The following is a 26,382-nucleotide window of genomic DNA, read 5'->3' on the forward strand; positions in this document are numbered from 1 at the left end:
ATGGGTACCAAGGCTATCAGTGACGCGAGCTTCGAGGCAGACGTGCTTCAGTCGGACGTGCCCGTCCTCGTGGATTTCTGGGCGGAATGGTGCGGTCCGTGCAAGATGATCGGTCCTGCTCTTGAGGAAATCAGCGACGAACTGGCCGGCAAGGTTATCATCGCCAAAATGAACATCGATGATCATCCCGGAACGCCCGGAAAGCTCGGTGTCCGCGGCATCCCTACGATGATGCTGTTCAAAAATGGTCAGAAAGTAGCGGAGAAAGTGGGTGCTGCACCCAAGAGCGCGCTGAAGGGTTGGCTCGAAGGCGAACTCTGACGTTCAACTCCGGTAATCGGCGTTGATGCTGATGTAACCATGGGTCAGGTCGCAGGTCCAGACTGTTGCCTGACCCTCTCCCAGCCCAATGTCGACATGGATTCGAATGTCCTGTCCCTTCAGATGGGCGGCAACAGGCGTTTCGTCATAGCCATCGACAGGCAATCCATCTCTCGCCACCACAGTATCCCCAAAGCTGATCGCCAACCGGTCACGGTCGGCGGGTTCACCAGCCTTGCCGACAGCCATGACCACGCGGCCCCAATTGGCATCCTCGCCAGCAATGGCAGTCTTTACAAGTGGAGAATTGGCGATGGCTAGGCCGATGCGCTTGGCGCTGCTGTCGCTTTTCGCACCGGTCACGCTGATGGCAACAAACTTGCTCGCGCCTTCGCCATCCCGAACGATCTGATGGGCAAGGTCTCGGCAGACAGACCGGATCGCCGCCGCCAACGCATCGGCGCCGCAGTCGTCCATTCGCCGGATGATCGGGTTGCCGGCTTTGGCCGTCGCGAATACCAATAAGGTGTCGCTGGTTGACGTATCGCTGTCGACGGTGATGCTGTTGAATGTATCGCGATTGGCTGACGAAAGCATGGCTTGCAGGATGGCCGGCTCGACCGCAGCGTCGGTAAAGACATAGGCAAGCATCGTCGCCATGTCGGGAGCAATCATTCCTGATCCCTTGGCGATGCCGACGATGTTGACCGTGCGGTCGCCAATGACTGCTTGTGCCATGGCTCCCTTGGCGAAGGTGTCAGTGGTGAGGATGGTATTCGCGGCCTCCTCCCATGTGCAGGGACTAGCCTCAAAAGCAGCGGCAAGCCCGTCGCGCGCCTTGTCTTTGGGCAATGGCACGCCGATCACACCTGTCGAGCAGACAAAAACATCTTCCTTCGCGCAGCCGAGATGACCGGACACCGCGGTCATGATCAGCTCCACCGCTTCGCGGCCCCGATAGCCGGTGAAGGCATTGCTGTTCCCTGCATTGACAATCAGTGCCCGGGCCGAACCTCTGGCAATGCCTTCCCGGCACATTTCCACTTCGGTAGAACAACAAAGGTTGCGCGTCGTCACCCCGGCGACAGCCGTACCCTCAGCCAGTTCGACATAGGTGAGGTCGCATCTGTCCCAATTCTTGTATCGCGCGCGGGCGACACGCAGCGTCACGCCGGCAATCGCTGGCAGGTCAGGAAAGTGTGTGGGCGCGAGTGGGGATGTTCCGTTCATTGCCGTGCAGATGCATCAGCCCGATAAAGAGGTCAATTGCCAGCCTGGATAACCGCAGGTTCATTCACAGTGGGTCATGCACTACAGAGCAGGTTGACCTTTCCGACCGGAGAGCGCCATTAAGGCGCTCCAGCTTCGAACCGCTCCTTGCAAGGATGTGCCTGACTGTGATCCGTTACAACACCATTTTCCGTCGCGTTGCAGCCGGTGGCACAGCTGCCTTGGCCTTGCTTGCTGCGCCTGCAATCGCTCTGGTGCAAACGCCTGCTCCGTCAGCACCAAGTCCGGCCCCGAATGCCGATGGCAGCACGAATGCCCGCCCGCTCGGCTCGATCGCCAATTGGGTGGCGATGGAAGACTTACCCTCGGCAGCTATGGCACCGGGCATCAACCACGCAGTGCGGGTGCGCTTGAGCGTTTCACCGCTCGGCTTTGTTGATGGTTGTACGGTGCTGGCAAGCAGCGGAGATGCCAATGTAGACAGCGCCGTATGCACCGCGCTGCAACGCAATGCCTTTTTCACGCCCGCGATGAATGCTGCCGGCCAGGCGATTGCCGGAGAATATGTTCGGAACGTCCGCTGGGCGCCGCCTCCTGCGCCAACTGCCCCAGCTGGGACACCGCCGGCGCAATAGGGCAGGGCACTTGCCGCCTTGATTTGATAGGTTGCCAGTGGCCCTTGAACATCCGTGCGCTTTCAGTTGGACGAACGCTTTGGCAAGGACTATGTGCCATTGTATGACAAGATTGTGTCCTGTTGACACGGCATTGAGTAGCTGACCAGCCTTGGAAATCCTGCCTTTCTTTTATGCGCTGCTGGCGGTCCTGACCGGTGTATCTGCCGGGGACCGTGTCGCGCTGGCCGAACGGGCTCCAGTGGCTGCCTGTGCTGCTCAGGAGTCTCAGGCTTGTACTGTCGTTCAGACGTCGTCTGTTCCTGCGAGCCGACCTGTGGCCGGCCTGCCTTTGATGCGCTTGCTGCTGGACGTGCCGCATTGGACAGCCATCGACACTGGTCGCATTTTCCGTGTGGCCGGGTTCGCGGTACGTCGGATCTAGCGGCTGTCTGCCTGCAAAGCTGCATAGTCAGCTTGGCTGGAATTTGAGGCGCAAGGCGTGCCATCGACCAGCCCTATCCTTTCCCATATCCTGCTTGGTCGGCGTCCCTGTTTACGCGACGATTGGTCAGGCCCCATCAGGACTTCACCATGTTCAACAAAATCGCCAAATCCATCTTCGGTTCCTCGAACGATCGCTATGTCAAATCGCTGCGCAAGACGGTCGAAAAGATCAACGCTTTCGAACCCGCAATCTCTGCCCTCGACGACGATGGTTTGCGGGGAAAAACGGTTGAGTTTCGTCAACGTCTGGAAGCTGGCGAGACACTGGATGCCCTGTTGCCCGAAGCCTTTGCTGTCGTGCGCGAAGGCGCCAAGCGGACGCTTGGGCAGCGTCATTATGATGTACAGATGATCGGTGGCATTGTCCTTCACCGTGGCGAAATTGCTGAAATGCGTACCGGTGAAGGCAAGACGCTTGTCGCGACGCTGGCCACCTATCTCAACGCTCTTGAAGGCAAGGGCGTGCATGTTGTCACCGTCAACGACTATCTGGCCCGGCGCGACTGCGAATGGATGGGTCAGGTCTACCGTTTCCTGGGTCTGACGACCGGGGTTATTGTCCCCAACATGCAGGAACATGATCGGCGAGCAGCCTACGCCGCCGACATCACCTATGCGACCAATAATGAGTTGGGTTTCGATTATCTGCGCGACAATATGAAATATACGCGTGAGCAGATGGTCCACAGGCCCTTCAATTTTGCCATTGTTGATGAAGTTGACTCGATCCTGATTGATGAGGCCCGCACGCCACTGATCATTTCCGGCCCGACTGATGACAAATCGGAAACCTATGTGCATGTCGATGCGCTGGTGAAGCAGCTCGTCGAGGAAGATTATGAGAAGGACGAAAAGCAGCGCACGGTCATCCTGACCGAGGAAGGCACCGAAAAGGTGGAGCGCTTGTTGGAGAACGCCGGTCTGCTCGAAGGGTCAAACCTCTATGCGATCGAGAACACCCAGATCGTTCATCATGTGAACCAGGCATTGCGCGCCAATGTCCTGTTCCGCCGGGATACCGACTACATCATCAAGGACGGCAAGGTGATCATCATCGATGAATTCACCGGGCGCATGATGGATGGCCGGCGCTGGTCGGATGGCTTGCATCAGGCGGTTGAGGCCAAGGAAGGCGTGAAGATTGAGCCGGAAAACCAGACACTGGCGACCATCACCTTCCAGAATTATTTCCGCATGTATCCAAAGCTTGGCGGAATGACCGGAACGGCGGCCACCGAAGCCGCTGAATTTTATGACATCTACAAGCTGAACGTGGTCGAAATTCCCACCAACCGTCCTGTCCAGAGGATTGACGAGGAAGATACATTCTACAAGTCAACGGTCGACAAGTTCAAAGGCATTGCCAAGACCATCAAGGAACATGCCGACAAGGGGCAGCCGGTTCTGGTTGGCACCGTTTCGATTGAAAAGTCCGAGCTCTTGTCAGGCTTCCTCAAGGAAGAGGGAGTGGAGCATAATGTTCTCAATGCACGATACCATGAAAGCGAAGCGCATATCGTGGCCCAGGCCGGCCGTACCGGAGCCGTGACCATCGCCACCAACATGGCCGGTCGCGGAACCGACATTCAACTTGGCGGCAATGTGGAGTTCCGCATTGATGACGAGCTGCGCGATATGCCTGAGGGGCCTGAACGCGACGCGGCTGTCGCCCGCATAACCCGCGAAGTTGAGGAAGAACGCGAACGGGTGAAGCAGGCCGGTGGCCTGTTTGTCCTGGGTACGGAACGTCACGAAAGCCGGCGGATCGACAATCAGCTCCGTGGCCGCTCGGGCCGTCAGGGCGACCCCGGCCTGTCGCGCTTCTACCTCAGTCTGGACGATGATTTGTTGCGCATTTTTGGCCCGGACACGCTTTTTGCCAAGATGATGCGGTCAAACCTTGAGGATGGTGAGGCATTGCCGCCTTCGCGTTGGCTGTCGAAGGCTATCGAGACGGCGCAAAAGAAGGTCGAGGCGCGCAACTATGAAGCGCGCAAGCAGGTCGTCGATTACGACAACGTCATGAATGACCAGCGCAAGGTCATATATGAACAGCGTAGTGACATCATGGATGCCGAGGCTGTTGACGATGTGCTGTTTGATATGCGCCAGGAAACGGTCAATGCCATCGTTTCGGACGGTTGCCCGATCGGCAGCTTCCCGGAACAGTGGAATGTAGAGTTGATCGAGCAGCGGTCGCTCGAGATCCTGGGCGTGGAGGTCCCGCTTCGTAAGTGGATGGATGAAGATGGCCTCGATCCTCAGATCATTGAGGAGCGTATCGCCGGGCTTGCCAATGCGCATGTCGAAGCAAAGGCCTCAGAGATAGAGGCATCCATGTGGCGTTCGGTTGAAAAGAGCATCCTGCTCCAATCGCTGGATCACCACTGGAAGGAGCATTTGGCCACACTCGACGCCTTGCGCACGGTCATCTTCCTGCGGGCGTATGCGCAAAAGACACCGCTCAACGAGTATAAGCGGGAGGCTTTTCACCTGTTCGAACGGATGCTGGCCACTATCCGTGAGGATGTGACCCGCACTGTTGCCCGCGCCCAGTTCCGGGTGGAAGAACCCGCCCCACTGCCCGAGTTGCCGGACTTTTTGACGACCCATATTGATCCGTTCACCGGTGACGACGACAGTCACGACATTGATGGGGGGGCGCTGGGTGTCGTCAGTACGTCTGCGCCGCGTATGGCTGCTGCACCGCAAGCGGGCGGTGCTGCCGATGTCCCGCCCCCGGCGAGCCGCAATGCGCCTTGCCCCTGCGGTTCGGGACAGAAATACAAGCATTGTCACGGCGCCCTCTGACAGGTCGGGTACACAGTCTCGAAAGCGAAGGGGGCAGTAGTGTCTATCTGCCCCCTTACTCCGCTCCCGATCCCGTTGCATGGCGCGTGCTGTGGTCCCGCTGATCGTGAAGCTGCGGACGCATCAGCTATGTCCTTAGGGCAGGGACGAGGAGCCCTGTCCATGCTATTGAGCATCTCAGTCACGCAGGAAGGCAGAATCAGATGAACAAGGGCCAGTGGATCATCAGCGCATTTGTTGCGGGTGCCCTGGCAACCGCCGGCGCCTATATCGCCATTCAATGGAACGCGATGCCGCCGGAAGGCCAAGCGAGCGCCGACGATCGAGCCAATCCGAACGGCCCGATGGCCGGGCAGACCTCGCCGCGGTTGAGCGAACAGGCAGCGCAAACCATAGCTGTGCAAACATTGATGGGCGATCCTTACGGACGGACAAGCGCCGAGGTGCTCAAAAACATGACAGCCAAAGGCCTGGAGCTGAACGCCGGTCAATCCGAATGGGTGTGGGAAGTCAGGATCGCACCGAGCGCTGACATGCCCCAAGGCATCAACGGCGAGCTTCGCATCAATGCCAATGATGGCCGGCTTACACCGGTAATGCTCCCGTTCCTCGATTGAGGATCCGTAACAGCCATCGAGGGGGAGGATAGCGATGCTGCCAAGTGGCTCCCCGGGCAGGATTCGAACCTGCGACCGATCGATTAACAGTCGATTGCTCTACCGCTGAGCTACCGAGGAATGCCTTGGCTGGCGGCGCCGTGTCGGCGCGGAGAGCCCTTTGCAACGGCAGCGCGCCGAATGCAAGACCGCTTTGGGCAAAATTGTGACTTTGTTGCCTTCGTACCGATCAACCCAGAAATTGTTCCTGGGCAATACGATCATCAAGCGCATGTTCGGGATCGAACAACAGCGTCAGCTGCCTGCTGCGATCAACCGCCACATCCACGCTGCGCACATCGCGCACCTCGCGTTGATCGGCGACGGCGCTCACCGGGCGCTTGCTGCCTTCGCGAACGATGAAACTGAGCCGGGTACGCTCCGGGACGATGGCCCCGCGCCAGCGTCGGGGGCGGAAAGGGCTGATCGGGGTCAACGCCAAGGCTGCGGAATCGAGAGGGAGTATCGGACCATTGGCGGACAGGTTGTAGGCGGTAGAGCCCGCAGGGGTCGCCACCAATATGCCGTCGCATATCAATTCGGGCAGCATACAGCGGCCATCAACCATAACTTCGATTTTTGCCGCTTGCCGCGTTTCGCGCAGGAGCGATATTTCATTGATTGCCGGCAGCACATGGTTTTGGCCCGACATGGTGGTAATTTGGGCCACAAGGGGATTTACCGTAAAGGCCTTGGCCCGATCAAGGCGCGCCTCGAATGCATCGAGGCGATACTCATTCATCAAAAAACCAATTGTACCCCGGTTCATGCCAAACACGGGCACAATTCGGTCTCCATCGAGCAGGCCGTGCAGGGTCTGGAGCATGAAGCCATCCCCCCCCAATGCGACGATCAGATCTGCCTCTTCTGGTGCGACCCAGTCATATCGATCGCGCAATTCCCGCGCGCCGGCCTGGGCAAGGAGCGAGCCCGAATCGACCAGCGCCACCTTGCGTCCGCTGCCAATACTGTTCATCCTGCTCTCTGCCCTGTTTTGCCGGCGTAATCATGCCTTGTTGCGGTGGCTAGCTTGCCCGTGGGGGCGGTGCAAGCAATAGGCAAGGATTAGGCCTTAAGGATGGCGCATGAATAGGGGCGAACATCAGCGGCGCATCGACGCTGAACATGGGGTGATGGTTGGCAACGACCCGTTGCTTATCCTGTCGTTCCGCCATCGCGATGATCTGGCGGATGAGGTGACGAAGCTCGGCCATGGTGTCATTGCCGCGCGGCGAGCCGACGGCCTCGCCCAGCGGCTTTCCTCCCTGAATTGCCGGTTGATTCTCCTGGACGCGCGCGAAGCGGTTATCGAGGCACTCAAGGCTGCCGAGCAATTGACGGCCAGATTAGGGCCATCGGCTGTTTCGATACTGCTGATCTATGATCGCCGGGATTCGGATTATCTTCCAGCCTTTGTTGATGCTGGCGTTGATGCGATGCTGGCAGCCCCCTGGCAACCAGCGGAATTGTCGGCTGCCCTCCAACTCGCGCGTCAGACAGTGACTGTTGGCGGAAACCATGGACCCGGCGGCGGTCAATGCTGGTGGCAGGCTGATCGGGAGGGCCGCCATCTGCAGATTGATGCCGCGTCCGACCAGCAATTGCGGGACAGCTTTCCCGTGAAGTCCAGTCTCAGGGCGGTTGTTGCCAGCTTTGGCAGCGAGGACCGGCGCCGCGCATTCGCCGCCATGCGCAAATTGCGGGCTGAGGGTGGATATGCTGCCTTCGTCCAGCGTGTGCCAAGCGGCAATCTGCCGGGAGAGTTTGTCCATCACCTCGTTTTGCAGGGCAATCGTCTTGCCGGACAAGTCGAATGGAGCCGGGCGCGGCAGGACCATACCGTGCTGCGCGGCAGTGATTCCGTGACCGGATTGATGGATTTGTCGACGGCAGTATCTCTCGTTGAAAATCATGTGTCTGCCCGACAGGAACCCTTGGCAATTTCGCTGGTCCAATTGGTCGGCCTGGATCGTTATAATGATGACGCCGGATTTTCCGCTGGAGACGCGCTGCTGCGCAGTGTCGCCCGCCAGCTTGAACGGGCCGTCCGTCAGGAAATAGGCGGCGATGCAACCGTGGCCCGTGTTGGCGGAACGCGCATGGCGGTGATTGTACCCGGCATGCACTCGGCAGGTCGGCTTGATGTCGGCCTCAGGGGCTTTGCGGCTGCCCTGGCCGATACGACCCTTGGGCCGGCCCATTCCGCATTGGGTATCCGCATTGCCACTGGCCTCATCGAACCGGGCCAGTTGGTCCACGAAATGCTTAGCCGGCTTGCTCGCCGCTTGTCCGCCCCGCGTGCACTGGTGCGGGAGCTTGATGTCGAAGCGGCTCTGGCAAAGGGGCAAGTCGTCATCAGGTTCCAACCGCAATATGCGATGGATGATGATAGCCTCTACGGGGCAGAGGCTTTGGCACGTTGGGTACATCCCAAGCTGGGGGAAATTGGCGGCGCGGCGCTGTTTTCATCCGCCACGGCAGCGGGATTGCAGAGGGAGGTCAGCGCGCATGTCTGGCGTACGGCGTTGACCGCCGTGGGGACATGGCCGGCTGCGCTTTCCCGCGTGCGTGTTGCCTTGAACCTCACCGCTTATGATGTTGGCGACGAAGGATTCGCCAAGCGCTTGCTGGCGATGTGTGATGAGGCTGGGGTCGTTCCGGCAAGGCTTGCAGTGGAGGTGACGGAAAGCGCCACCATCGCCAATTTTGATGTTGCCAACGCCAATCTCAACACTTTGCGGGAGGCGGGGATGCATGTTGCGCTTGATGACTTCGGGACAGGATACTCTGGGCTCGCTTGGCTCAAACAGCTGCCGGTAGACTATATCAAGATCGACAGCGGCTTTGCCGGCGATGCCTCAGGCGCGCCGCGAGACAGGGCGGTTCTTGGCGGGATCATCGAACTGGCGCGCAACCTGTCATTGGACGTGCTTGCCGAAGGTGTGGAAAGCATCAGCCAACGCGATCAGTTGAGAGCAATGGGGTGCCGCTGGTACCAGGGATTTCTCAAGGCGCCAGCGCTCGACAGTGATGATTTCGTCCACTTTTCAGTGGCGGCTAGCGGTTAGAATGATCGGGCTTCAGCCCGCGATTTTGGCAAGGCCCTTGGACAGCTGCAGGGCACCGTTCAGACGGGCCGACGAACTTGTCCATGGCCGCGTGATCACCAACTTGGAATCTGGACGAAGCTTTGCTGTTCCCTGCAACCTCTCGACATAGCTGATCAGGCCCGGCACGTTGGGCGGCATGTCGCCATGGAAAGCGACCAAGGCGCCCTTTGGTCCGACATCCAGTTTTGCAATCCGTGCACGGGCGGCGTTGAGCTTGATTTCCATCAAGACCATCAAATTGGCTGTGGCGTCGGGCAGGGGACCGAACCGGTCGATCATTTCCGCGGCAAATGCGTCAATTTCTTCACGGCTTTCCAGCTCGTTAAGGCGGCGATACAGTCCCATTCGGACCGGCAAGTCAGGGATGTAATCCTCCGGGAGCAGGATTGGTGCATCAACGGTGATGACTGGTGAGAACTTCTCTTGCGGAGGGCTACTGCCCGCACCTTCGGCCCGTGCCAGCAGGATCGCCTCCTCCAGCATCGACTGATAGAGTTCAAACCCGACTTCGCGGATATGGCCCGATTGTTCATCACCGACCAGATTGCCGGCTCCGCGGATGTCGAGGTCATGACTGGCGAGCTGGAATCCGGCACCCAGTGAATCGAGATCAAGCAAGATCTTGAGCCGCTTTTCGGCTGTTTCTGTCATCGTCCGGTCGGCTGCAGTGGTCATATAGGCATAGGCGCGGGTCTTGGCCCTGCCGACCCGGCCACGCAGCTGATAGAGTTGAGCCAGACCAAAGCGGTCTGCCCTGTGAATGATCAGCGTGTTGGCGTTGGGAATGTCGAGCCCGCTTTCGACAATCGTGGTAGAGACCAGCACATCATATTTCCGGTCGTAAAAGGCGCTCATGCGTTCCTCGACCTCGCCAGCCGCCATCTGGCCGTGGGCGACGACATATTTGACCTCGGGAACCTGCTTGGTCAGAAACTCTTCTATGTCCGGCAAATCTGCTATGCGCGGGGTCACGAAAAAGCTTTGTCCGCCGCGATAATGCTCGCGCAGCAGCGCCTCGCGGAGGACGACCGGGTCCCACGGCATCACATAGCTGCGCACCGCCAGCCGGTCGACTGGCGGAGTCTTGATCACGCTGAGTTCGCGCAGTCCTGACATCGCCATTTGCAGGGTGCGCGGAATGGGTGTGGCGGTCAGCGTCAAGACATGGACATCGGTCTTGAGCGCTTTGAGCCGTTCCTTGTGGACAACGCCGAACCTTTGTTCCTCATCGACAATGACCAGCCCGAGGCGTTTGAATTCGAGCCCTTTCGTCAAAAGGGCGTGCGTGCCAACAACTATGTCAATCCTGCCGTCGGCCAGTCCTTCCTTGACCGCCTTGGCCTCGGCAGAGGGCACCAGACGTGACAGGCGCCCAACATTGATGGGAAAACCCTTGAACCGCTCAACAAAATTGCTGTGGTGCTGGCGGGCAAGCAATGTGGTGGGGCAGATGACGGCAACCTGCATCCCTGCCATCGCTGCAACGAAGGCGGCGCGCAGGGCGACTTCTGTCTTGCCGAATCCAACGTCGCCGCAAACAAGCCGGTCCATCGGCTTGCCGGAGGCCAGGTCGGCGAGCACGTCGCCAATGGCCCGGTCCTGATCCTCGGTTTCGGCATAGGGGAAACGGTCAACAAATTCGGGATAGGTGCCATCCGCGGCAGCGACGTCCGCCGCGCGCAGGGCCCGGGCGGCTGCGGTGGCGAGCAATTCGCCTGCAATCTCCCGGATGCGCTCCTTCATTCGCGCCTTGCGCCGCTGCCAAGCCTCGCCGCCCAGTCGGTCGAGTGGTACGCCGTCGCTTTCGCCACCATAGCGTGACAGCACGTCCAGATTTTCGACCGGCACGAACAATTTGTCGCCGCCGGCATACGTCAGCCAGACGCAGTCATGCGGCGATTGACCGACCGGGATGGAAGTCAGCCCTTCATAGCGGCCGATGCCATGGTCACGGTGGACCACCAGATCGCCGACGGACAGGGTTGCCATCTCGGCAAGGAATGCGTCGGCGCTCTTCTTTCGGCGCTGTCGCCTGACCAACCTGTCGCCCAGCACGTCCTGTTCGGCGATGACGGACAGGCCTTCGGTGGCAAATCCATGCTCGAGCGGCAGGACAGCCAAAACGACGGATTCCCTGTCCGCCGCTCCCAAGGCATCCTGCCAGCTTTCTGCCAGGCGCACTGACAGGGCGCCATGGTCCTTGACCAGCCCGGCCAGGCGTTCCCGCGCACCAGCGGAATAGGAGGCGATGACAGTCTTGCGACCGGCGGCGCGCTCCTTTGCGAGGTGGATCACCAGCGCATCATAGACATTGTCACCAGCCGCTCTTTCAGGAGCAAAATCTCGGGCGGACTCACTGGCAAAATCGAGCACATCCGGACCGGGTGGCTCGCCAAAGCTGGTGGCCAGATGGATTGCTTGTCTGGACGACGTGACCTCAAACTCTTGCGGGCTGAGATAGAGAGAATCAGGCTGCAATGGCCGGTAGGCGCCTGGATTTGTACGCAGGGCCTCGACTCGATTATCATAATAATCTTGGATGGCTTCAAATCGGCTCTTGGTTGCTGCGATGCTGCCAAGATCGCGCACAGCCACCAGATCATCGCCAAGGTGATCGAACAGGGTCACCAGCCGCTCTTCGAAAAGCGGGAGCCAATGATCCATGCCTCCCTGTCGTCGTCCTTCGGATATGGCCTGATAAAGCGGGTCGCCGGTGGCGGTTGCTCCGAAGAGCTCGCGATACGTTGTGCGGAACCGCTTGATGCTGCTCTCGTCGAGCAATGTTTCCGCCGCGGGCAACAAGAGCAATTCGTCCGCTGTGCCGCTGCTGCGCTGGTCCGCCGGGTTGAACCGCCGCAGCGTTTCGACCTCATCGCCAAAGAAATCGAGCCGATAGCCTTCGCTTTCCCCCGCGGGGAACAGGTCGACGATCCCGCCGCGCACGGCATACTCGCCATGATCCGCCACCGTATCGACCCGACTGTATCCCTGATCCGCCAACAGGGCGGCCAACCGGTCGCGGTCCATGCGGGCGCCGGGGTGCAAACGTGCGGTCAATTGCCGGATGCGAAAAGGTGTCAGCGTGCGCTGGGTGATCGCATTGGCGGTTGTGATGACCAGTTGGGGCCCCCGTGCCGACCCCTGCAACCGCGCCAGCGCGGCGATTCGTTCGGACGATGCACGCAGCGAGGGCCCGGCACGGTCGTAGGGCAGGCAATCCCAGGCGGGAAAACGGATGACCTCCAGCTCCGGCGCGAAGTAGGCTGCACTTTCCGCCATCGCCTGCATCGCCGCGTCATCGGCGGCAATCCACAGCAACCGGCCGCGTGCGGCTCTTGCCAGATCGGCGGCGAGCAAAGGCGCAAACCCTTGTGCGACGCGCGACAGCGTCTTGGGCCGCGTCGCGGCAATTATGTCGGACAGGGCAATCATCAACGCGGGATGTCGATATAATCCAGCCGCCGCAGGACGTCGATCATCGGTCCGGCGATATGCTCCGGCGGTTCGGCTTGGCGGAAAGCCCAGGCAATGATGTCGACATCCTGTTCCTCTATCAGCCGTTCGAACCAGGCCAGTTCTTCCTCACCCCATTCGGCCCCATAACGGTCAAACAGGCCGCCAACCATGTAGTCAGCTTCCCGCGTACCCCTGTGCCAGGCACGATAGGCCAAGCGGCGGCGGCGAATCTCATCACTCATTGTTTGTCCTGTGCTGGCATGGCGGGCGGCAAGAAGGGCATGCGACGCCGTATCGACTGGCGCCAACGGCTCACACTTTCTATGGTGCATGGCAGATAGACATGCGGCCCGCCATTCTCAATCCACTCTTTGCCGAAATCACCGCCCGGCGCGGCATCGGCCCGCAACTGGCCAAGGGCTTGGCCCGGCTGGGGATCAATCGTGTCAAGGACGCCCTGTTCCATCTGCCGACGGGGCGGATTGACCGCCACCGGGTAAGCAATGTTGATGATGCGACAGTGGGGCAGGGGGTTATCGTTCCGCTGACAGCGCAAGCCTATCATTCGGGGCGTTCTCCGCGTGCACCCTTCAGGGTTGATGCGTTTGATCCCGCAGGCAACCATGTTGCCATAACGTATTTCGGGCGCGCCCAGGGCATGGCGCGCAAGGCCTTGCCAATTGGTGAGCAACGGCTCGTGGTCGGTCGGCTAGATCGTTACGGAGACATGTTGCAAATTGTTCATCCGGATCAGGTGCAGGAAATGGCGCGGGCCGCTGATGTCAGGGAACGCGAGTCCATCTATCCGCTGACCGAGGGGCTGACCAACGCGCGCATGGCCGGCATAGCCGCAGACGCCCTTTCCAGCGTGCCCGACCTTCCGGAGTGGATTGAGCCGGGCTGGTTGGCCCAAAAGGGGTGGCCGGGCTGGAAAGGTGCATTGGCTCGCGCCCATGCTGATGCCGGTGACCAGCAGGCCCGTGATCGCCTGGCCTATGACGAGCTGTTCGCCGGACAACTCGCACTGCTGCTTGTTCGCCAATCGGCGCGTCAACGGCGTGGCCGACCGATTGTCGGCGACAATAGCCTGAGGGATCGCCTTGCGCTGCCCTTCGCCCTGACCGGAGCGCAACAGCGGGCGATCCGCGACATTGACGGGGATATGGCCCAGACCGCTCCGATGCTGCGGCTTCTGCAAGGGGATGTCGGTTCCGGCAAAACGCTTGTGGCCTTGATGGCGCTGCTTTCTGCGGTCGAGGCGGGTGCCCAGGGCGCCTTTCTTGCCCCGACCGAAATATTGGCCAGACAGCATTATGATGGCCTGCGTCGCCTGCTCACCGGGCTCCCGGTCGAGGTTGCCCTGCTCACCGGGCGGGACAAGGGGAAGGGGCGCGAAGCGACGCTGATGGGCCTCGCCGATGGCAGCATTCACATACTGGTCGGCACTCATGCGATTTTTCAGGAGGCGGTCACCTATCGCAATCTCGGTCTGGTGGTTGTTGATGAACAACATAAATTCGGCGTCGCACAGCGGTTGATGCTGACTGAAAAAGGGCGGACACCGCCCCACGTGCTTGCCATGACCGCGACACCCATACCGAGGACGCTGACATTGGCGGCCTATGGCGAGATGGAGGAGAGCCGCCTCGACGAACTGCCGCCGGGCCGCACCCCGATCGATACGCGCGTGGTCTCGGCCGAACGCATTGCCCAGGTGATCGAGGGGCTGGCACGACATCTTGAGGCTGGTCACCGGGCCTATTGGGTGTGCCCGTTGGTCGAGGAAAGTGAAAAGGGTGACAGTGCCGCTGCGGAAGAACGGGCCGCCATGTTGCGTCTGCGCTTCGGTGACACTGTGGGCCTGGTGCATGGTCGAATGAAGGGCCCCGACAGGGACGTCGTGATGGACGAATTCAAGGCCGGCAGAAAGAACCTGCTGGTTGCGACCACCGTTATCGAGGTTGGCGTTGACGTTCCCGAAGCCAGTCTGATGATCATTGAAAGTGCCGAACGTTTCGGCCTTGCCCAATTGCATCAGTTGCGCGGCCGGGTAGGGCGCGGCACCGCCGCTTCGACGTGCCTGCTTATCCGCGCTGATAGCATTGGCGAAACTGCACGGGCGCGACTGGCCCTGATGCGCGAAACCAATGACGGATTCCGCATCGCTGAAGAGGATTTGCGCTTGCGGGGCGGTGGTGAGGTGCTCGGGACCAGGCAATCCGGTGATGCCAGCTTTGCTCTGGCAACACCTGAGCAGGTGGACCGGTTGATCACGCCCGCCCGTGACGACGCCCGATTGTTGCTGGATCGGGATGGGGGCCTTGCGGGAGAGCGCGGGAATGCTGCCCGCGTTGCACTCTATCTTTTTGAGAGGGATGCCGGGGTTGCCTTGTTGCGCGGTGGATAGCGATCAACCGCCGATACGGGCTCCCAATGCCTTCAACAGATGGGCGTAATCGTCTGCTTTGATCGTTTCGACGAAATTGAGACCGCTGCGTCCGCCCAGGCTCCAGATTGCGGTGGCCTTTATCTTGCCGATAATGGGCATCGAAACCGTCAGCATGGCGCCATCGGTGATGGGCTGGTCGTGCCGCATCAACATCCCGTCGGCACTGATGTTGACCAGCGTCACCGTGGCGGATCGTCCGTCAGGCAGCACCACTGGCAGGCGCGCATACACATCGGTGCGCGGAGAAGCGCGCTGATCGAGGCCCGTATAGGATGCGGATGGAACTGCCATGACAGGCAGAGTGCGCCGCTTTCCTCAACAACCGGTTAAGACTGTCTCGGTGTCAATTTGCCTTGACGGCCAGACCGTGCCGCTTTGCGCCAAGCTGGATTGGTATGGCATCATCGCTCACCATGACGCGCAGCAATGCATCGGTCACGACCATACCGGCCACTTTGACCGCTCCTTCCGCGATCTTGCGCTTGGCCTCATTGTTGGATGCGGCAAAGCCCAGTTCCTTGAGAATGGCTATGATTGCCATGCCCTCCGGCCCGACTGGAACCGAGGGCAGATCACCGCCAACCTGTCCCTGCTCAAATGTTTGCCTTGCAGTATCGGCGGCACTGGCGGCAGCCGCATCACCTCGGCAAAGGCGCGTGACTTCATCCGCCAACATTTTCTTGGCTTCGTTGATTTCAGCACCTTGCAGTGCCTCGAGTCGGGCGATTTCATCGAGCGGCAGGTCCGTGAACAGGCGCAGGAACTTGCCTACGTCGCGATCATCGGTGTTGCGCCAATATTGCCAGAAATCGAAGTGAGGCAGGGCGTCATCGTTCAGCCAAACTGCGCCCGATGCTGTTTTGCCCATCTTGGCGCCGCTGGCGGTGGTCAGCAGTGGCGTTGTCACGCCAAACAGCTCCACGGCATCGGTTCGCCGCGTCAGTTCGATCCCGTTGACGATGTTGCCCCACTGATCGCTGCCACCCATCTGGAGCCGCGCGCCATGTGATCGGGCAAGCTCGCGGAAATCATAGGCCTGCAGGATCATGTAATTGAATTCGAGAAAGGTCAGCGGCTGCTCGCGGTCAAGGCGCAGCTTGACCGAGTCAAACGCCAGCATGCGGTTGATCGTGAAATGTGGTCCGACATCACGCAAAAGATCGACATAACCCAGCGCGTCGAGCCAATCGGCATTGTTGACCATCACCGCATCGCTCGGTCCGTCGCCAAAAGTCAGCAGGCGGTCAAAGATCGTCCGGATCGAGGCGATATTGGTGTTGATGCTCTCAGTGGTCAGCAGCTTGCGGCTCTCGTCCTTGCCCGACGGGTCGCCAATCTTGGTGGTGCCTCCACCCATCACGACAATCGGCTTGTGCCCAGCCTGTTGCAACCGGCGCAGCAGCATGATCTGGACGAGGCTGCCAACATGCAGCGATGGCGCGGTGGCATCGAAACCGATATAGCCCGGCACAATCTGCTTGGCCGCGAGGGCATCGAGCCCCTCGGCATCAGTGGCCTGATGGATGTAACCGCGAGACGCGAGCAGGTTGAGAAGGTCAGAGCTGTATTGGGTCATGGCGGGGCGCGCTTAGCATGGGGGAAACCACTTGAGTAGTCCGCTGGTGTTGCAATGCCATGGCGATACGCCTGCGCCCCTGGTCGATGGGATCAGTGTTGCTTGGCAACTGTTCGGCGACGGGCAGCTCTGGCTCCGTTATTTCGTCGACGTTGCCGAGGAAAATCTGGTCGCATCTGGTCCTGCCGAGCCGCTGCGCACCGATGGTCTGTGGAATAGCACCTGTTTTGAACTCTTCGTCCGGCGTCCTGAAACAACAGCCTATATCGAATATAACTTCGCGCCATCGGGCCAATGGGCCGCGTATCAGTTTGCCGACTATCGCCGAGATGTTCAAAATCTGCCGTCTCCGGATTCTCCCGAAATCGGTTTGGACCTCGGCGAGACCCATTTCGCGCTGGAGGCGACGGTCAGATTGCCGGCCGAATATCACGGCCTGCAAATCCATGTCTCCCTCACTGCGGTCATCGAACTCCGGGACGGCAGCAAAAGTTATTGGTCGCTGCGCCACCCGCCCGGCCAACCCGATTTCCACCATCCCGATTGCTTTGCGTTGACGCTTGAGGCACCGGAGCAGTCATGACAGTCCAATTCGGTATCGACCGCCTGCTCGCCGACCCGACCTTGCGCAAACCGCTGGAGGGGCGCCGTGTCGCCCTGCTTGCGCATCCGGCCTCTGTGACCGCGGATCTCACCCACAGCCTCGACGCGTTGGTCGCCATCGGCGTCAACATCACATCGGCCTTTGGCCCTCAGCATGGCCTGCGCGGTGACAAGCAGGACAATATGGTGGAATCCCCGGATTTCACTGACCCGGTGCACGGGATACCGGTATTCAGCCTCTATGGAGAAGTGCGGCGTCCGACGACGCAGTCGATGGAGACGTTCGATACGATCCTGATCGACATGCAGGATCTGGGGTGCCGGATCTACACTTTCATCACGACCTTGCTCTATGTGCTCGAAGCGGCAGCAAAGACGGGCAAGTCCGTGTGGGTGCTTGATCGTCCAAATCCTGCCGGTCGTCCGGTGGAAGGGCTCACGCTGTTGCCCGGGTGGGAAAGCTTTGTCGGTGCAGGGCCCATGCCGATGCGTCATGGCCTGACACTTGGTGAAATGGGCCGCTGGTTTATCGATCATTACAAGCTCGACGTCGACTATCATGTGGTCGCCATGCAGGGATATGATCCACATGCCGCGCCTGGTTTTGGCTGGCCAACTGATCGTATCTGGGTCAACCCCAGCCCCAATGCACCCAATGTCAACATGGCCCGCGCCTATGCCGGAACCGTGATGCTGGAAGGCGCCACATTGAGTGAAGGGAGGGGGACTACCCGACCGCTCGAAATCTTTGGAGCGCCGGACATTGATGCGCGGGCAGTGATCGCCGAGATGCACCGGCTCGCGCCCGAATGGCTGGCCGGCTGCACATTGCGGGAAATCTGGTTCGAACCGACATTCCACAAGCATGTCGGACGTTTGTGTCATGGTGTTCACATCCATGCTGAAGGTCAGGCCTATCACCACCCTGGCTTCAGGCCCTGGCGCGTGCAGGCATTGGGCTTCAAGGCGATCCGTTCGCTTTACCCGGATTACCCGCTGTGGCGTGGTCTTGACTTCAAATATGAATATACCGAGGGTCGACTGGCGATCGACGTGATCAACGGTGGACCAGGCTTGCGGGAGTGGGTCGACGATTCTGTCGCAACCCCTTGTGATCTCGATGCAATTTCCAAAGTTGATGAGGTGGAATGGAGCGAAAAGTCGCTCTATCTGACTCTCTACTGACAAAGGAAAGGGGCGCTCCCCGATCCGGAAAGCGCCCCTCCATCATCTGCCGTGAGTCAGGTCAGATGCGTTCGATAATGATTGCTGGAGCCATCCCGCCAGCCGCGCACATGGTCACCAAGCCATAGCGGCCCCCGGTGCGTTCCAGTTCATCAAGCACGGTGCCGATCAGGATCGAACCCGTCGCGCCAATCGGATGACCCAGAGCCATCGCGCCGCCGTTGACGTTGACCTTGCCACGATCGAGATCAAGGTCGCGGATGAATTTTTCCGCCACAACTGCAAATGCTTCGTTGATCTCCCACAGGTCGATATCGTCCTTGGTCAGGCCTGCCTTGGCGAGAACCTTCTTCGCAGCCGGCACAGGCGCGTTGAGCATAAGCGTAGGATCATCGCCCTGGTTTGCATAAGCTACGATACGTGCGCGCGGTTTCAGGCCATGCTTGTCCGCATAGTCCTTGGACGTGACCAGAATGGCGGCGGCACCATCGACAACGCCCGAGCTGTTGCCAGCATGGTGGACACCGATCCAGTTCAAATCCGGATACCGCCGCTGGATCTGCTTGCGGAAGGTGGTGCCACCCAGATCAAAATCCGCGATACCGTCAAACGACGCCTTGAGAGATGCCAAACCTTCAGCGGTGGTTTCAGGACGCGGAAATTCCTCACGGTCGAGAGCAATGCTCCCATCTTCATTGTATACCGGAACCACTGACTTGGCGAAACGGCCTTCCTTGATGGCAATGTCCGCGCGACGCTGGCTTTCGAGGGCCAGCGCATCCAAAGCCTCGCGGCTGATACCTTCCTTGGCGGCAATCGCGTCACCGCAAACGCCCTGATGTGACTGCGGGTGGATGGCATCAAGAGCGGCATTGCCGGATCCCATGCCCAGCGGCTTGATACCTGCGTTCGCCTGTTCGGCACCGTGTGCAGCCGTGAAGCTCATCATTTCTGTTCCGCCGGCGACGACACAGTCTTCCATGCCAGACATGACCGTGGCGGCTGCAAGGTTCACCGAAGTGATACCACCGCCGCAAAAGCGGTCGAGTGTTGTGCCCGATGCGGTAATGTCATACCCGGCGGCGAGCGCGGCCATGCGGCCCATGTCACCGCCCTGTTTGCCATATTGGCTGGAGGTCGACCAGATCACATCATCGACAGTTTTTGTGTCTAGGTTGTTGCGATCCTTGATCGCTTTCAGCACTGTCGCTGCAAGATGCTGGGGGTGCAGATGTGAGAGCGCGCCTTTGCCCGGTTTGCCGATGCCGCGTGGAGTGCGGACTGCGTCAATAATATAGGCTTCAGCCATTTGGTTTTCCTTTCGATTTTGTTTCAGCGCGGAGCCATGCGGATTGCACCGTCGAGACGGATTGCCTGGCCGTTGAAATAGGTGTTACGGGCAAATTCCAGCACCAGGCTTCCAAACTCCTCGGCCCTGCCAAGACGCTTTGGGAACGGAACTGAAGCAGCAAGGCTTTCCTTGACCTTCGGATTCATACCCGCAACCAGAGGCGTCTCAAAGACACCCGGCATGATCGAATTGACTCTGATGCCGAGATCCATGAGATCCCGTGCCATTGGCAATACGAGCCCGTTCACCCCAGCCTTCGCCGACCCATAGATAACCTGACCAATCTGGGCATCTTGTGCTGCTACCGAAGCAGTAAGCACAATCAGACCGCGCTCGTCGTCTTCCAGCGGGTCGAGGGTTGCCATGCCTTCCGCAGAGAGCGAAGCAATGCGGTAGCTGGCAACCAGAATGCCATTTACCCCATAGGCATAATCTTCGGTTGGGGTCCGTTTGAACTTCCCGCTTTCCTTGTCAAACGCGAGCGTTTTGCCTCGCCGCGAGGTCATTGCGCAATGAACGCAAATGCGCTCTTGTCCATGGGCAGCGCGAGCAGCAGCGAAGCCATCGATCACTGATTGCTCATCGGTGATGTCAACACGACAGAACAGACCACCGATGCTCGACGCAACCTGCTGGCCCAATTCTTCATTTACGTCGAAAATGGCGACCTTCACACCTTGAGCCGCAAGGGCTTCAGCGGTTGCCCGGCCAAGACCGGAAGCCCCACCGGTAACCACCGCCGACACGCTAGCGTCAATCTTCATCTGTTAGTCCTCACGCCGGAATTTGATTGAAAGGCACACCTTTGTCCGGGCGGTGATCCTGCGGAAGACCAAGGATACGTTCGGCAATTGTGTTCAGAAGCGTCTCGTCTGACCCACCGGCAATGCGTCCTGTCGGGGCATTAAGCCAGCTGGCCGACCAGTCCTCCTTCACAAAGGCATGGGGTTCAAAAGCCATCCCGCTGTTGCCTTGAAGATCAATGGCCAACTCTGAGAGTTTCTGGCGTGAACGAACGGCTACTAGTTTGTTCAGCGAGCCTTCTGGTCCCGGTTCCATGCCGGCCTGCATCATCAACATGGCCCTGGCAGTAATCGAGTCGAGCCCGGCACGCATGGCATAGTTGCGCGCAATGGCGCTGCGGATCCGTCCATCCTCAATGGCTGGGCGGCCATTGATTTCCACCTCTTTGGCGAGATCAACGAACAAATCGAGGTGCGGACCGAAACCGCCGCTATCGGTGGCGATATAGCGTTCGATCATCAAGGTTGTGATAGCAACGGCAAAGCCGCCGCCGACCGGGCTCATGCGCTGATTGTCTTCAACACGAACATTGTCGAAAAACACTTCATTCACATGGCTGTCACCGCCGGCCAACTTGATGCCCCGAACGGTAACACCTGGAGCCTTCATGTCGACCCAGAAATAGGTGAGACCCTTGTGCTTCTCAACCGTGGGATCGGTGCGGGCAACGATGACCCCATAATCGCTGTAATGCGCCCAGCTGGTCCACACCTTCTGGCCATTGAGGCGCCAGCCATTGCCGTCCTGCTCGGCCTTCAAGCGCAGACCTGCGAGGTCGGTGCCGCCTGACGGCTCGGAAAAGAGCTGGCACCAGATCTCCTCACCCTTGAGCGCCTTAATGACGCGTTCTCGGGCGAACTCCTTGTCAGGTCCATAGCGCATCAAGATTGGCACGGGCATGCCGAGTGATATGCCGAAGTAGACGCTGGGCACGCCGAACTTCATTTCCTCGGACTCGAAAATGACTTTTTCTATGTGCGACAGGCCTTGGCCACCAAAATCCTCTGGCCAGTTGATACCAGCATAACCTGCGGCATATTTGGCACTCTGATAACGACGACCGAGCGCCAGATCCTGTTCTTCTGTCAGGCCGCGCCGAGCTTCCCGACCAAATTCGCTCTCGATCGATTGCAGCCAGCTCCGGGCCTTTTGACGATAGGCTTCATAGGCGTCGGTCATGCCTTTTCTCCCGCCAGTTCATTGACCAATACATCTTCCCAGAAGAGAAGGTTACCCTGTTCGAGCGCCAGGGTGCGCGTGCGTCGTTGGTGCAAATGGAGACCGGTTTCCCAAGTGACGCCAATTCCGCCGTGCAGTTGCATGCTATCGCGGGCGGAAGTGTCATATGCATCGGTCGCAGCGATCCGAGCTGCAGCGGCGTTTTTGATCAAGTCTGGTCCGTCAGCATTGGCAGCCGCGTGCAACGCGTTGGCGCGAGCGATTTCGACGAGCCCATAAAGCTCTGCGATCCGATGCTTGACGGCTTGAAACGCCCCAATCAACTGACCAAAAGCCTTTCGCGTGTTAGCGTAATCGCGGGCGATCAGCATAGCCTTTTCCGCGCCTCCCACCTGCTCATGAGCTGTGATAATCGCTTGGCGCGCCAAAATTTCCAACGCTGCGCGGCGGGCGTCATCAGCTTGCAACAGTTCTGCTGGGCTGTCGTCAAATACCAGGTCGGCAGTGCCACGGCTGTTGTCGAAACTGTTGATGCGTTGACGTTCTACACCTGACAGATCCACTGAAACCAAGACGGATTTGGTTCCGTCAAATGCGAGTACAACTGCGATATCCGCATGAAGTCCGGCGCTCACCGCCGGTTTCGTCCCGCTCAACTTGCCGTCAGAAAAGGTCACCGACGGCTTCGTTGGGAGGGGATTTTGCCCCTCGGCAAAGGCAACCGCCCCGATTTTGTCACCGCTCGCCAGTAAGCCGAGCCACCGGGCCTTTTGTTGCTGGTCACCATGGCGGTTCAGCGCGTCTGCAACCCCGAAACTGCTCGTGAGGAATGGTGCGCCAGCGATGCCGGCACCAACCGCGACAGCGACCTGACCAAGTTCGACAAGTCCAAGTCCAAGACCACCAGCCTCTTCTGGCAGGGCGACAGCCGTCCACCCTTGTTCGCGACACATGTCCCACCAAGCTGCATCATACTCGCCGCTTGCCTCGATAAGGTCGAGCGCCTTGGCTTTGTTTTCTCTCGCATCGATGATGCGTCGAGACTCGGTCGCGATGGCCTGTTGGCCTTCATCCAGCAGAATTGACATGGGTTTGCTACGTTCCTCTCTCAGACGATTTTGACTTCGTCCAACACCGACATTGGAGCCTCCCCTTACGTAAACGTCAAGCTGTTACAGCTGCGAGGCGGCAGAAATGTTTTTACGGTGCTCGACAGGGGCGCTCTCGGGCCCCATGAAGCGGGAATGAGCAGTCTAGGGATTATCGAGGGATATTTTGGGCGAAGCTGGTCATGGCATGACAGGCGCGATGTGGTCACGCGCCTAGCCCCTGCGGGTTATCGGTTCTTCCACTACGCGCCAAAACTCGACGCTAAGTTGCGCCGTCAGTGGCAACTGCCTTACACCCGCGACGAGCTTGATGAGCTGGCTTGCTTCGCCGGGCATTGCTCCGATTTGGGTGTGCGTTTTGGCATCGGACTGACGCCCTATGGCGCGCATCTCGACTTTTCAAAAGCAGCGCAAGACTCGCTCAAGGCAAAGATTGCACAGCTCGATACAATCGGCATCGATGATCTGGCGATTTTGTTTGATGACATGGATGGTGATGTGCCCGACCTCGCTGCCCGACAAGCGGAAGTTACAGCCTTTACCATAGACCACAGTCGCGCTGAATCGATGTTTCTTTGTCCCAGTTACTATAGCGACGATCCATTGCTTGACCGGGTTTTCGGCGCCCGACCAGAACATTATCTTGAGGATTTGGGGCGCTTGGTCGACCCGTCTGTCTCAATATACTGGACCGGCGAAGAAGTCTGCTCACGCGAATATGGTGCAGGCCATCTGAGAAATGTAACTGAAAGGCTCGGCCGAAAGCCCGCGATCTGGGACAACTATCCGGTCAATGACGGACCACGCATGTCTCGTTTTCTGCATCTCCGAGCATTTACGGGCAGGCCAGCCATTCTGTCCGATATGGTTAGTCATCATGCAATCAATCCGATGTCACAGCCCACATTGGGATGCATTGCCGCGTTGACCCTGCCAATGGCCTATGCCGCAGGGGACGACTACGCTTATTCAAAGGCGTTTTTTGAAGCGGCACGGTCGGTTTGTGGAGAAACACTGGCACAGATGCTGCAGGCGAACCTATTGACCTTCAATGATAGCGGTCTCGATCGAATGAGCGAGGAATCCCGAACAGCTCTCGCCATCAAATATGCGGCCATCGATCACCCTGCAGCGCGGGAGGTGTGCGAGTGGTTGGCCGAAGGATATGCGATCACCGGAGAAATGTTGCAAACCCAATAGGGTGAACGGTTGGGTATCGCGGGGGGTAAGCAATGACAGGAAATGCGAAGGGCGCCAGCACCCGGATTTTGGGAGCGAGCCTGACCGGGACGGCCGTCGAGTTCTACGACTTCTACATCTATGCGACTGCTGCAGCTTTGGTTTTTCCAGCGCTGTTTTTCCCTTCGGAATCACCCTCTGCGCAGTTGCTGGCTTCATTTGCGACGATGGGAATTGCCTTTTTGGCGAGGCCGGTGGGCGGCTTGGTTTTTGGCCATTATGGCGATCGCATTGGACGAAAGTCTACCCTGGTTGCGTCCTTGCTGATTATGGGCCTGTCCACCATGCTGATCGCCTTTCTGCCCACTTGGTATCAGGCAGGATGGGTTGCTCCGGCCCTTCTGTGTTTGCTTCGTTTGGGCCAAGGCATAGGCCTTGGTGGAGAGTGGGGTGGTGCTACTCTTTTGGCTGTAGAGAATGCGCCCAAGGGTTGGCGCTATCGGTTTGGCATGTTTCCCCCTCTAGGAGCACCGGCAGGATTTATCATGGCGAACGGGCTCTTCCTGTTGCTGGGTTTGAGCCTGACGGAGGAACAGTTCTTCGCTTGGGGATGGCGGATACCTTTTCTGCTGAGCGCCGTGCTTGTCATGCTCGGGCTGTGGGTTCGGATCAAGGTGAGTGAGACGCCGGAATTCCAAGCAATGATGGAGAAGGGACCACCGCCGGTTGCACCAATTCGTGAGACCATAAATAGCCATGGCCGCGCGCTTTTGGCATCAACCTTCGCAAGTGTCGCCTTTTTCGTCTTGTTCTACGTGTCGACTGCATTCGCATTGGGTCATGCGACCTCGACGATGGAAATGGCGCGGGAAACGGTTCTCAAGATCCAGCTCGTGGCAATTCTGGCATTGGCTGTCGGGATTGTCGTGGCAGGCTGGGTCGCCGACAAAAAAGGACCGCTTGCGGTAATGGCTGCAGGCGGACTGCTTGGTATTCCAGCCGCTTATCTCTTTGCAAACCTGTATGGGGCGGGGGAACCTGTTACCATGCTGATTGCGCTGGCGTCGCTGCTTTTTGTTATGGGTTTGAGCTACGGAACAGCAGGTGGCTGGCTGCCCAGCCTTTTTCCAGCACGTGTTCGTTACACCGGGACGTCAATTGCATTTAATGCTGCAGGTGTTTTTGGGGGAGCCATTGCTCCCTATGGAGCCCAATGGCTGGCCAATCACGGCGGACTGGCATGGGTTGGCTGGTATCTTGCCGCTTCATGCATGCTTAGTCTTGCGGCGTTGCTGCTGTTGCCAAGCGACCGACAGGACTTAGCCGACAGCTGACCTGGCGTTGGCCTCCATGCGGGGTGTCAGAGAGCCCGGTGCGACAAAAACGGTCTGGGTAGCGATGGCGAAGACACCTTCTGCATCAACCATGGTCGACCGAGCGAGCCCGTGACCATTGCCACCTGCGATTGTGTCGGCGTCAACCAATATCCACTCGCCGTGCGGGTCGCGCAGGAAGTGGATACCGACATCAAGATTGGCAAAGCTCCATTCCGCGGCACGCGTAGCGCTGCCCACACCATTTCCAAAATCCGCAAAGACGCAACTCTTTACAAAAGGGGAAGCCAAGGTTCCGGAAACAATGTCGGCATCAAGCGCGAGCCATACTTGACCAGGACCAGGCCTGGTGACGCTCCCTTGCAACGGGCGGGTGCGGACTATGCGCTGCAAGCTGCCATTGGCCAGGAACGTACCCGGCGCCACATCCTCTGGCGCCGGATAGCCATTGCTGGGCAAGGCTGGTGGGGTATCAAGCAACCGTGCCGCTTGGACCAGTGCCTGGGCAACCACATGATTGTCGTGCTTGAGGTTGATCCGGTTCAGTCGAACCTGCCGGCCGATGCGGACTGGTTCGATGGTGGCGGTGAGCGGTGCAGAAGGGACGATGCCCAATATGTCGATGGTCATCCGTGAGATGGCAAACCCTTCACCAATCAGGCCCCTTTGTTCAGCGATATGGCCGAAAAGACCGCTGATGGGACCCCCGGCAACAGCATGGTCGAACCAGGGATTGGCGGCTTCCCGTTGCGGAACAAAATGATCGCCTTCCGCGGTAAAAAAGGCTGGCGTAACGGATGACATTGCTGGGCTTTCAACAGGTAGAGGGCAAGGTAGAGCGGCAATCAGGGTGATTTTGCTTGTCTGTTGACGTTTACGTTAGTGTCAACCATCATCGCAGCAAAGGC

General features: G+C 59.0%; 22 protein-coding genes, 1 tRNA gene and 1 pseudogene. 12 read left to right on the top strand and 12 right to left on the bottom strand.

The genetic code is table 11. The annotated features are described in order from the left end of the window. Entirely contained in the window at nucleotides 1-321 is a 321-nt protein-coding gene (gene trxA / locus GV829_RS11685) for a thioredoxin (protein WP_169946865.1), read from the top strand. A 3-nt stretch (nucleotides 322-324) separates the two neighbouring features. On the opposite strand, the gene argJ is transcribed toward trxA, so the two are convergent. Then, nucleotides 325-1,551 (bottom strand): bifunctional glutamate N-acetyltransferase/amino-acid acetyltransferase ArgJ, encoded by a 1,227-nt coding sequence (gene argJ / locus GV829_RS11690; RefSeq protein WP_169946867.1) that lies wholly within the window; start codon nucleotides 1,549-1,551, stop codon nucleotides 325-327. A 155-nt stretch (nucleotides 1,552-1,706) separates the two neighbouring features. Here argJ and GV829_RS11695 point away from each other — a divergent pair, with 155 nt between their 5' ends. From GV829_RS11695 to GV829_RS11710, 5 genes and pseudogenes are all read left to right on the top strand, one after another. Continuing rightward, nucleotides 1,707-2,186 (top strand): TonB family protein, encoded by a 480-nt coding sequence (locus GV829_RS11695; RefSeq protein ID WP_169946869.1) that lies wholly within the window; start codon nucleotides 1,707-1,709, stop codon nucleotides 2,184-2,186. Nucleotides 2,187-2,337: 151 nt separating this feature from the next. Then, nucleotides 2,338-2,610: a hypothetical protein gene (locus GV829_RS11700; RefSeq protein WP_169946871.1), complete on the top strand. Its 273-nt coding sequence runs from the start codon at nucleotides 2,338-2,340 to the stop codon at nucleotides 2,608-2,610. A gap of 149 nt (nucleotides 2,611-2,759) precedes the next feature. Beyond that, a pseudogene (secA, locus tag GV829_RS11705) lies at nucleotides 2,760-5,337 on the top strand (preprotein translocase subunit SecA); the annotation flags it as partial. 29 nt (nucleotides 5,338-5,366) lie between these two features. Further along, the gene (locus GV829_RS14460) at nucleotides 5,367-5,483 is read left to right on the top strand and encodes an SEC-C metal-binding domain-containing protein (protein ID WP_425505454.1); all 117 of its coding nucleotides are present in this window, start codon (nucleotides 5,367-5,369) and stop codon (nucleotides 5,481-5,483) included. Between the two features lie 203 nt (nucleotides 5,484-5,686). Continuing rightward, entirely contained in the window at nucleotides 5,687-6,100 is a 414-nt protein-coding gene (locus tag GV829_RS11710; protein WP_169946875.1) for a hypothetical protein, read from the top strand. A gap of 45 nt (nucleotides 6,101-6,145) precedes the next feature. On the opposite strand, the gene GV829_RS11715 is transcribed toward GV829_RS11710, so the two are convergent. Together GV829_RS11715 and GV829_RS11720 are read right to left on the bottom strand one after the other, a co-directional pair. Beyond that, nucleotides 6,146-6,220 (bottom strand) — tRNA-Asn (locus GV829_RS11715). Between the two features lie 109 nt (nucleotides 6,221-6,329). Beyond that, nucleotides 6,330-7,115, bottom strand: a complete 786-nt coding sequence (locus GV829_RS11720) for an NAD kinase (RefSeq protein WP_169946877.1) — start codon at nucleotides 7,113-7,115, stop codon at nucleotides 6,330-6,332. A gap of 109 nt (nucleotides 7,116-7,224) precedes the next feature. On the opposite strand from GV829_RS11720, the gene GV829_RS11725 reads away from it, so the two are divergent. Further along, nucleotides 7,225-9,207 (top strand): GGDEF domain-containing phosphodiesterase, encoded by a 1,983-nt coding sequence (locus GV829_RS11725; RefSeq protein ID WP_169946879.1) that lies wholly within the window; start codon nucleotides 7,225-7,227, stop codon nucleotides 9,205-9,207. Between the two features lie 12 nt (nucleotides 9,208-9,219). On the opposite strand, the gene mfd is transcribed toward GV829_RS11725, so the two are convergent. Both mfd and GV829_RS11735 read right to left on the bottom strand, forming a co-directional pair. Continuing rightward, a complete protein-coding gene (gene mfd / locus GV829_RS11730) occupies nucleotides 9,220-12,681 on the bottom strand; it encodes a transcription-repair coupling factor (RefSeq protein ID WP_169946881.1) in 3,462 nt (1,153 codons plus the stop codon). Further along, nucleotides 12,681-12,947: an FAD assembly factor SdhE gene (locus GV829_RS11735; protein ID WP_169946883.1), complete on the bottom strand. Its 267-nt coding sequence runs from the start codon at nucleotides 12,945-12,947 to the stop codon at nucleotides 12,681-12,683. The genes mfd and GV829_RS11735 overlap by 1 nt, the downstream gene beginning before the upstream one ends. Nucleotides 12,948-13,048: 101 nt before the next feature. Between GV829_RS11735 and recG the strand changes: the two genes are divergently transcribed. Beyond that, nucleotides 13,049-15,112, top strand: coding sequence for an ATP-dependent DNA helicase RecG (recG, locus tag GV829_RS11740; protein ID WP_169946885.1), 2,064 nt, complete (start codon nucleotides 13,049-13,051; stop codon nucleotides 15,110-15,112). A gap of 3 nt (nucleotides 15,113-15,115) precedes the next feature. Here recG and GV829_RS11745 read toward each other — a convergent pair whose 3' ends face one another. Then, nucleotides 15,116-15,445, bottom strand: coding sequence for a PilZ domain-containing protein (locus tag GV829_RS11745; RefSeq protein WP_169946887.1), 330 nt, complete (start codon nucleotides 15,443-15,445; stop codon nucleotides 15,116-15,118). A 52-nt stretch (nucleotides 15,446-15,497) separates the two neighbouring features. Next, nucleotides 15,498-16,730 carry a tyrosine--tRNA ligase gene (gene tyrS, locus GV829_RS11750; protein ID WP_169946889.1) on the bottom strand — a complete coding sequence of 411 codons (1,233 nt, stop codon included), beginning with the start codon at nucleotides 16,728-16,730 and terminating at the stop codon, nucleotides 15,498-15,500. A 31-nt stretch (nucleotides 16,731-16,761) separates the two neighbouring features. Here tyrS and GV829_RS11755 point away from each other — a divergent pair, with 31 nt between their 5' ends. Both GV829_RS11755 and GV829_RS11760 read left to right on the top strand, forming a co-directional pair. Further along, nucleotides 16,762-17,313 (top strand): DOMON-like domain-containing protein, encoded by a 552-nt coding sequence (locus GV829_RS11755; protein WP_169946891.1) that lies wholly within the window; start codon nucleotides 16,762-16,764, stop codon nucleotides 17,311-17,313. Beyond that, nucleotides 17,310-18,518, top strand: a complete 1,209-nt coding sequence (locus GV829_RS11760; RefSeq protein ID WP_169946893.1) for an exo-beta-N-acetylmuramidase NamZ family protein — start codon at nucleotides 17,310-17,312, stop codon at nucleotides 18,516-18,518. Before GV829_RS11755 ends, GV829_RS11760 begins: the two co-directional genes overlap by 4 nt. A gap of 61 nt (nucleotides 18,519-18,579) precedes the next feature. Here the strand turns inward: GV829_RS11760 and GV829_RS11765 are convergent, their stop codons facing one another. The 4 genes from GV829_RS11765 to GV829_RS11780 are packed head-to-tail and all read right to left on the bottom strand — an operon-like array spanning nucleotide 18,580 to nucleotide 22,940. Then, nucleotides 18,580-19,827, bottom strand: a complete 1,248-nt coding sequence (locus GV829_RS11765) for an acetyl-CoA C-acetyltransferase (RefSeq protein WP_169946895.1) — start codon at nucleotides 19,825-19,827, stop codon at nucleotides 18,580-18,582. Nucleotides 19,828-19,850: 23 nt separating this feature from the next. Next, nucleotides 19,851-20,633, bottom strand: coding sequence for an SDR family oxidoreductase (locus tag GV829_RS11770; protein WP_169946897.1), 783 nt, complete (start codon nucleotides 20,631-20,633; stop codon nucleotides 19,851-19,853). Nucleotides 20,634-20,643: 10 nt separating this feature from the next. Continuing rightward, the gene (locus tag GV829_RS11775; protein WP_169946899.1) at nucleotides 20,644-21,852 is read right to left on the bottom strand and encodes an acyl-CoA dehydrogenase family protein; all 1,209 of its coding nucleotides are present in this window, start codon (nucleotides 21,850-21,852) and stop codon (nucleotides 20,644-20,646) included. Next, on the bottom strand, nucleotides 21,849-22,940 hold the full coding sequence (locus GV829_RS11780) for an acyl-CoA dehydrogenase family protein (RefSeq protein WP_169946901.1): 1,092 nt from the start codon (nucleotides 22,938-22,940) through the stop codon (nucleotides 21,849-21,851). The genes GV829_RS11775 and GV829_RS11780 overlap by 4 nt, the downstream gene beginning before the upstream one ends. A gap of 156 nt (nucleotides 22,941-23,096) precedes the next feature. Between GV829_RS11780 and GV829_RS11785 the strand changes: the two genes are divergently transcribed. Together GV829_RS11785 and GV829_RS11790 are read left to right on the top strand one after the other, a co-directional pair. Then, complete coding sequence (locus GV829_RS11785) at nucleotides 23,097-24,161, top strand: beta-N-acetylglucosaminidase domain-containing protein (RefSeq protein WP_169946903.1); 1,065 nt, start codon at nucleotides 23,097-23,099, stop codon at nucleotides 24,159-24,161. A gap of 32 nt (nucleotides 24,162-24,193) precedes the next feature. Continuing rightward, a complete protein-coding gene (locus GV829_RS11790; protein ID WP_169946905.1) occupies nucleotides 24,194-25,474 on the top strand; it encodes an MFS transporter in 1,281 nt (426 codons plus the stop codon). On the opposite strand, the gene GV829_RS11795 is transcribed toward GV829_RS11790, so the two are convergent. After that, complete coding sequence (locus tag GV829_RS11795; protein WP_169946907.1) at nucleotides 25,460-26,278, bottom strand: thioesterase family protein; 819 nt, start codon at nucleotides 26,276-26,278, stop codon at nucleotides 25,460-25,462. The two genes, GV829_RS11790 and GV829_RS11795, sit on opposite strands and share 15 nt — an antisense overlap. Between the last annotated feature and the right edge of the window lie 104 nt (nucleotides 26,279-26,382).

Origin of the sequence: Sphingomonas lacunae, from assembly GCF_012979535.1 — a bacterium.
Classification (GTDB): domain Bacteria; phylum Pseudomonadota; class Alphaproteobacteria; order Sphingomonadales; family Sphingomonadaceae; genus Sphingopyxis; species Sphingopyxis lacunae.

Coding starts and splice junctions, on each gene's coding strand:
- GV829_RS11720 (WP_169946877.1), bottom strand. CDS start 7,115: ATGAACAGTATTGGCAGCGGACGCAAGGTGGCGCTGGTCGATTCGGGC.
- mfd (WP_169946881.1), bottom strand. CDS start 12,681: ATGATTGCCCTGTCCGACATAATTGCCGCGACGCGGCCCAAGACGCTG.
- GV829_RS11785 (WP_169946903.1), top strand. CDS start 23,097: ATGAGCAGTCTAGGGATTATCGAGGGATATTTTGGGCGAAGCTGGTCA.
- GV829_RS11795 (WP_169946907.1), bottom strand. CDS start 26,278: ATGTCATCCGTTACGCCAGCCTTTTTTACCGCGGAAGGCGATCATTTT.
- argJ (WP_169946867.1), bottom strand. CDS start 1,551: ATGAACGGAACATCCCCACTCGCGCCCACACACTTTCCTGACCTGCCA.
- GV829_RS11790 (WP_169946905.1), top strand. CDS start 24,194: ATGACAGGAAATGCGAAGGGCGCCAGCACCCGGATTTTGGGAGCGAGC.
- GV829_RS11735 (WP_169946883.1), bottom strand. CDS start 12,947: ATGAGTGATGAGATTCGCCGCCGCCGCTTGGCCTATCGTGCCTGGCAC.
- GV829_RS14460 (WP_425505454.1), top strand. CDS start 5,367: ATGGCTGCTGCACCGCAAGCGGGCGGTGCTGCCGATGTCCCGCCCCCG.
- GV829_RS11760 (WP_169946893.1), top strand. CDS start 17,310: ATGACAGTCCAATTCGGTATCGACCGCCTGCTCGCCGACCCGACCTTG.
- GV829_RS11725 (WP_169946879.1), top strand. CDS start 7,225: ATGAATAGGGGCGAACATCAGCGGCGCATCGACGCTGAACATGGGGTG.
- GV829_RS11710 (WP_169946875.1), top strand. CDS start 5,687: ATGAACAAGGGCCAGTGGATCATCAGCGCATTTGTTGCGGGTGCCCTG.
- GV829_RS11775 (WP_169946899.1), bottom strand. CDS start 21,852: ATGACCGACGCCTATGAAGCCTATCGTCAAAAGGCCCGGAGCTGGCTG.
- GV829_RS11765 (WP_169946895.1), bottom strand. CDS start 19,827: ATGGCTGAAGCCTATATTATTGACGCAGTCCGCACTCCACGCGGCATC.
- recG (WP_169946885.1), top strand. CDS start 13,049: ATGCGGCCCGCCATTCTCAATCCACTCTTTGCCGAAATCACCGCCCGG.
- GV829_RS11695 (WP_169946869.1), top strand. CDS start 1,707: ATGTGCCTGACTGTGATCCGTTACAACACCATTTTCCGTCGCGTTGCA.
- GV829_RS11770 (WP_169946897.1), bottom strand. CDS start 20,633: ATGAAGATTGACGCTAGCGTGTCGGCGGTGGTTACCGGTGGGGCTTCC.
- tyrS (WP_169946889.1), bottom strand. CDS start 16,730: ATGACCCAATACAGCTCTGACCTTCTCAACCTGCTCGCGTCTCGCGGT.
- GV829_RS11780 (WP_169946901.1), bottom strand. CDS start 22,940: ATGTCAATTCTGCTGGATGAAGGCCAACAGGCCATCGCGACCGAGTCT.
- GV829_RS11745 (WP_169946887.1), bottom strand. CDS start 15,445: ATGGCAGTTCCATCCGCATCCTATACGGGCCTCGATCAGCGCGCTTCT.
- trxA (WP_169946865.1), top strand. CDS start 1: ATGGGTACCAAGGCTATCAGTGACGCGAGCTTCGAGGCAGACGTGCTT.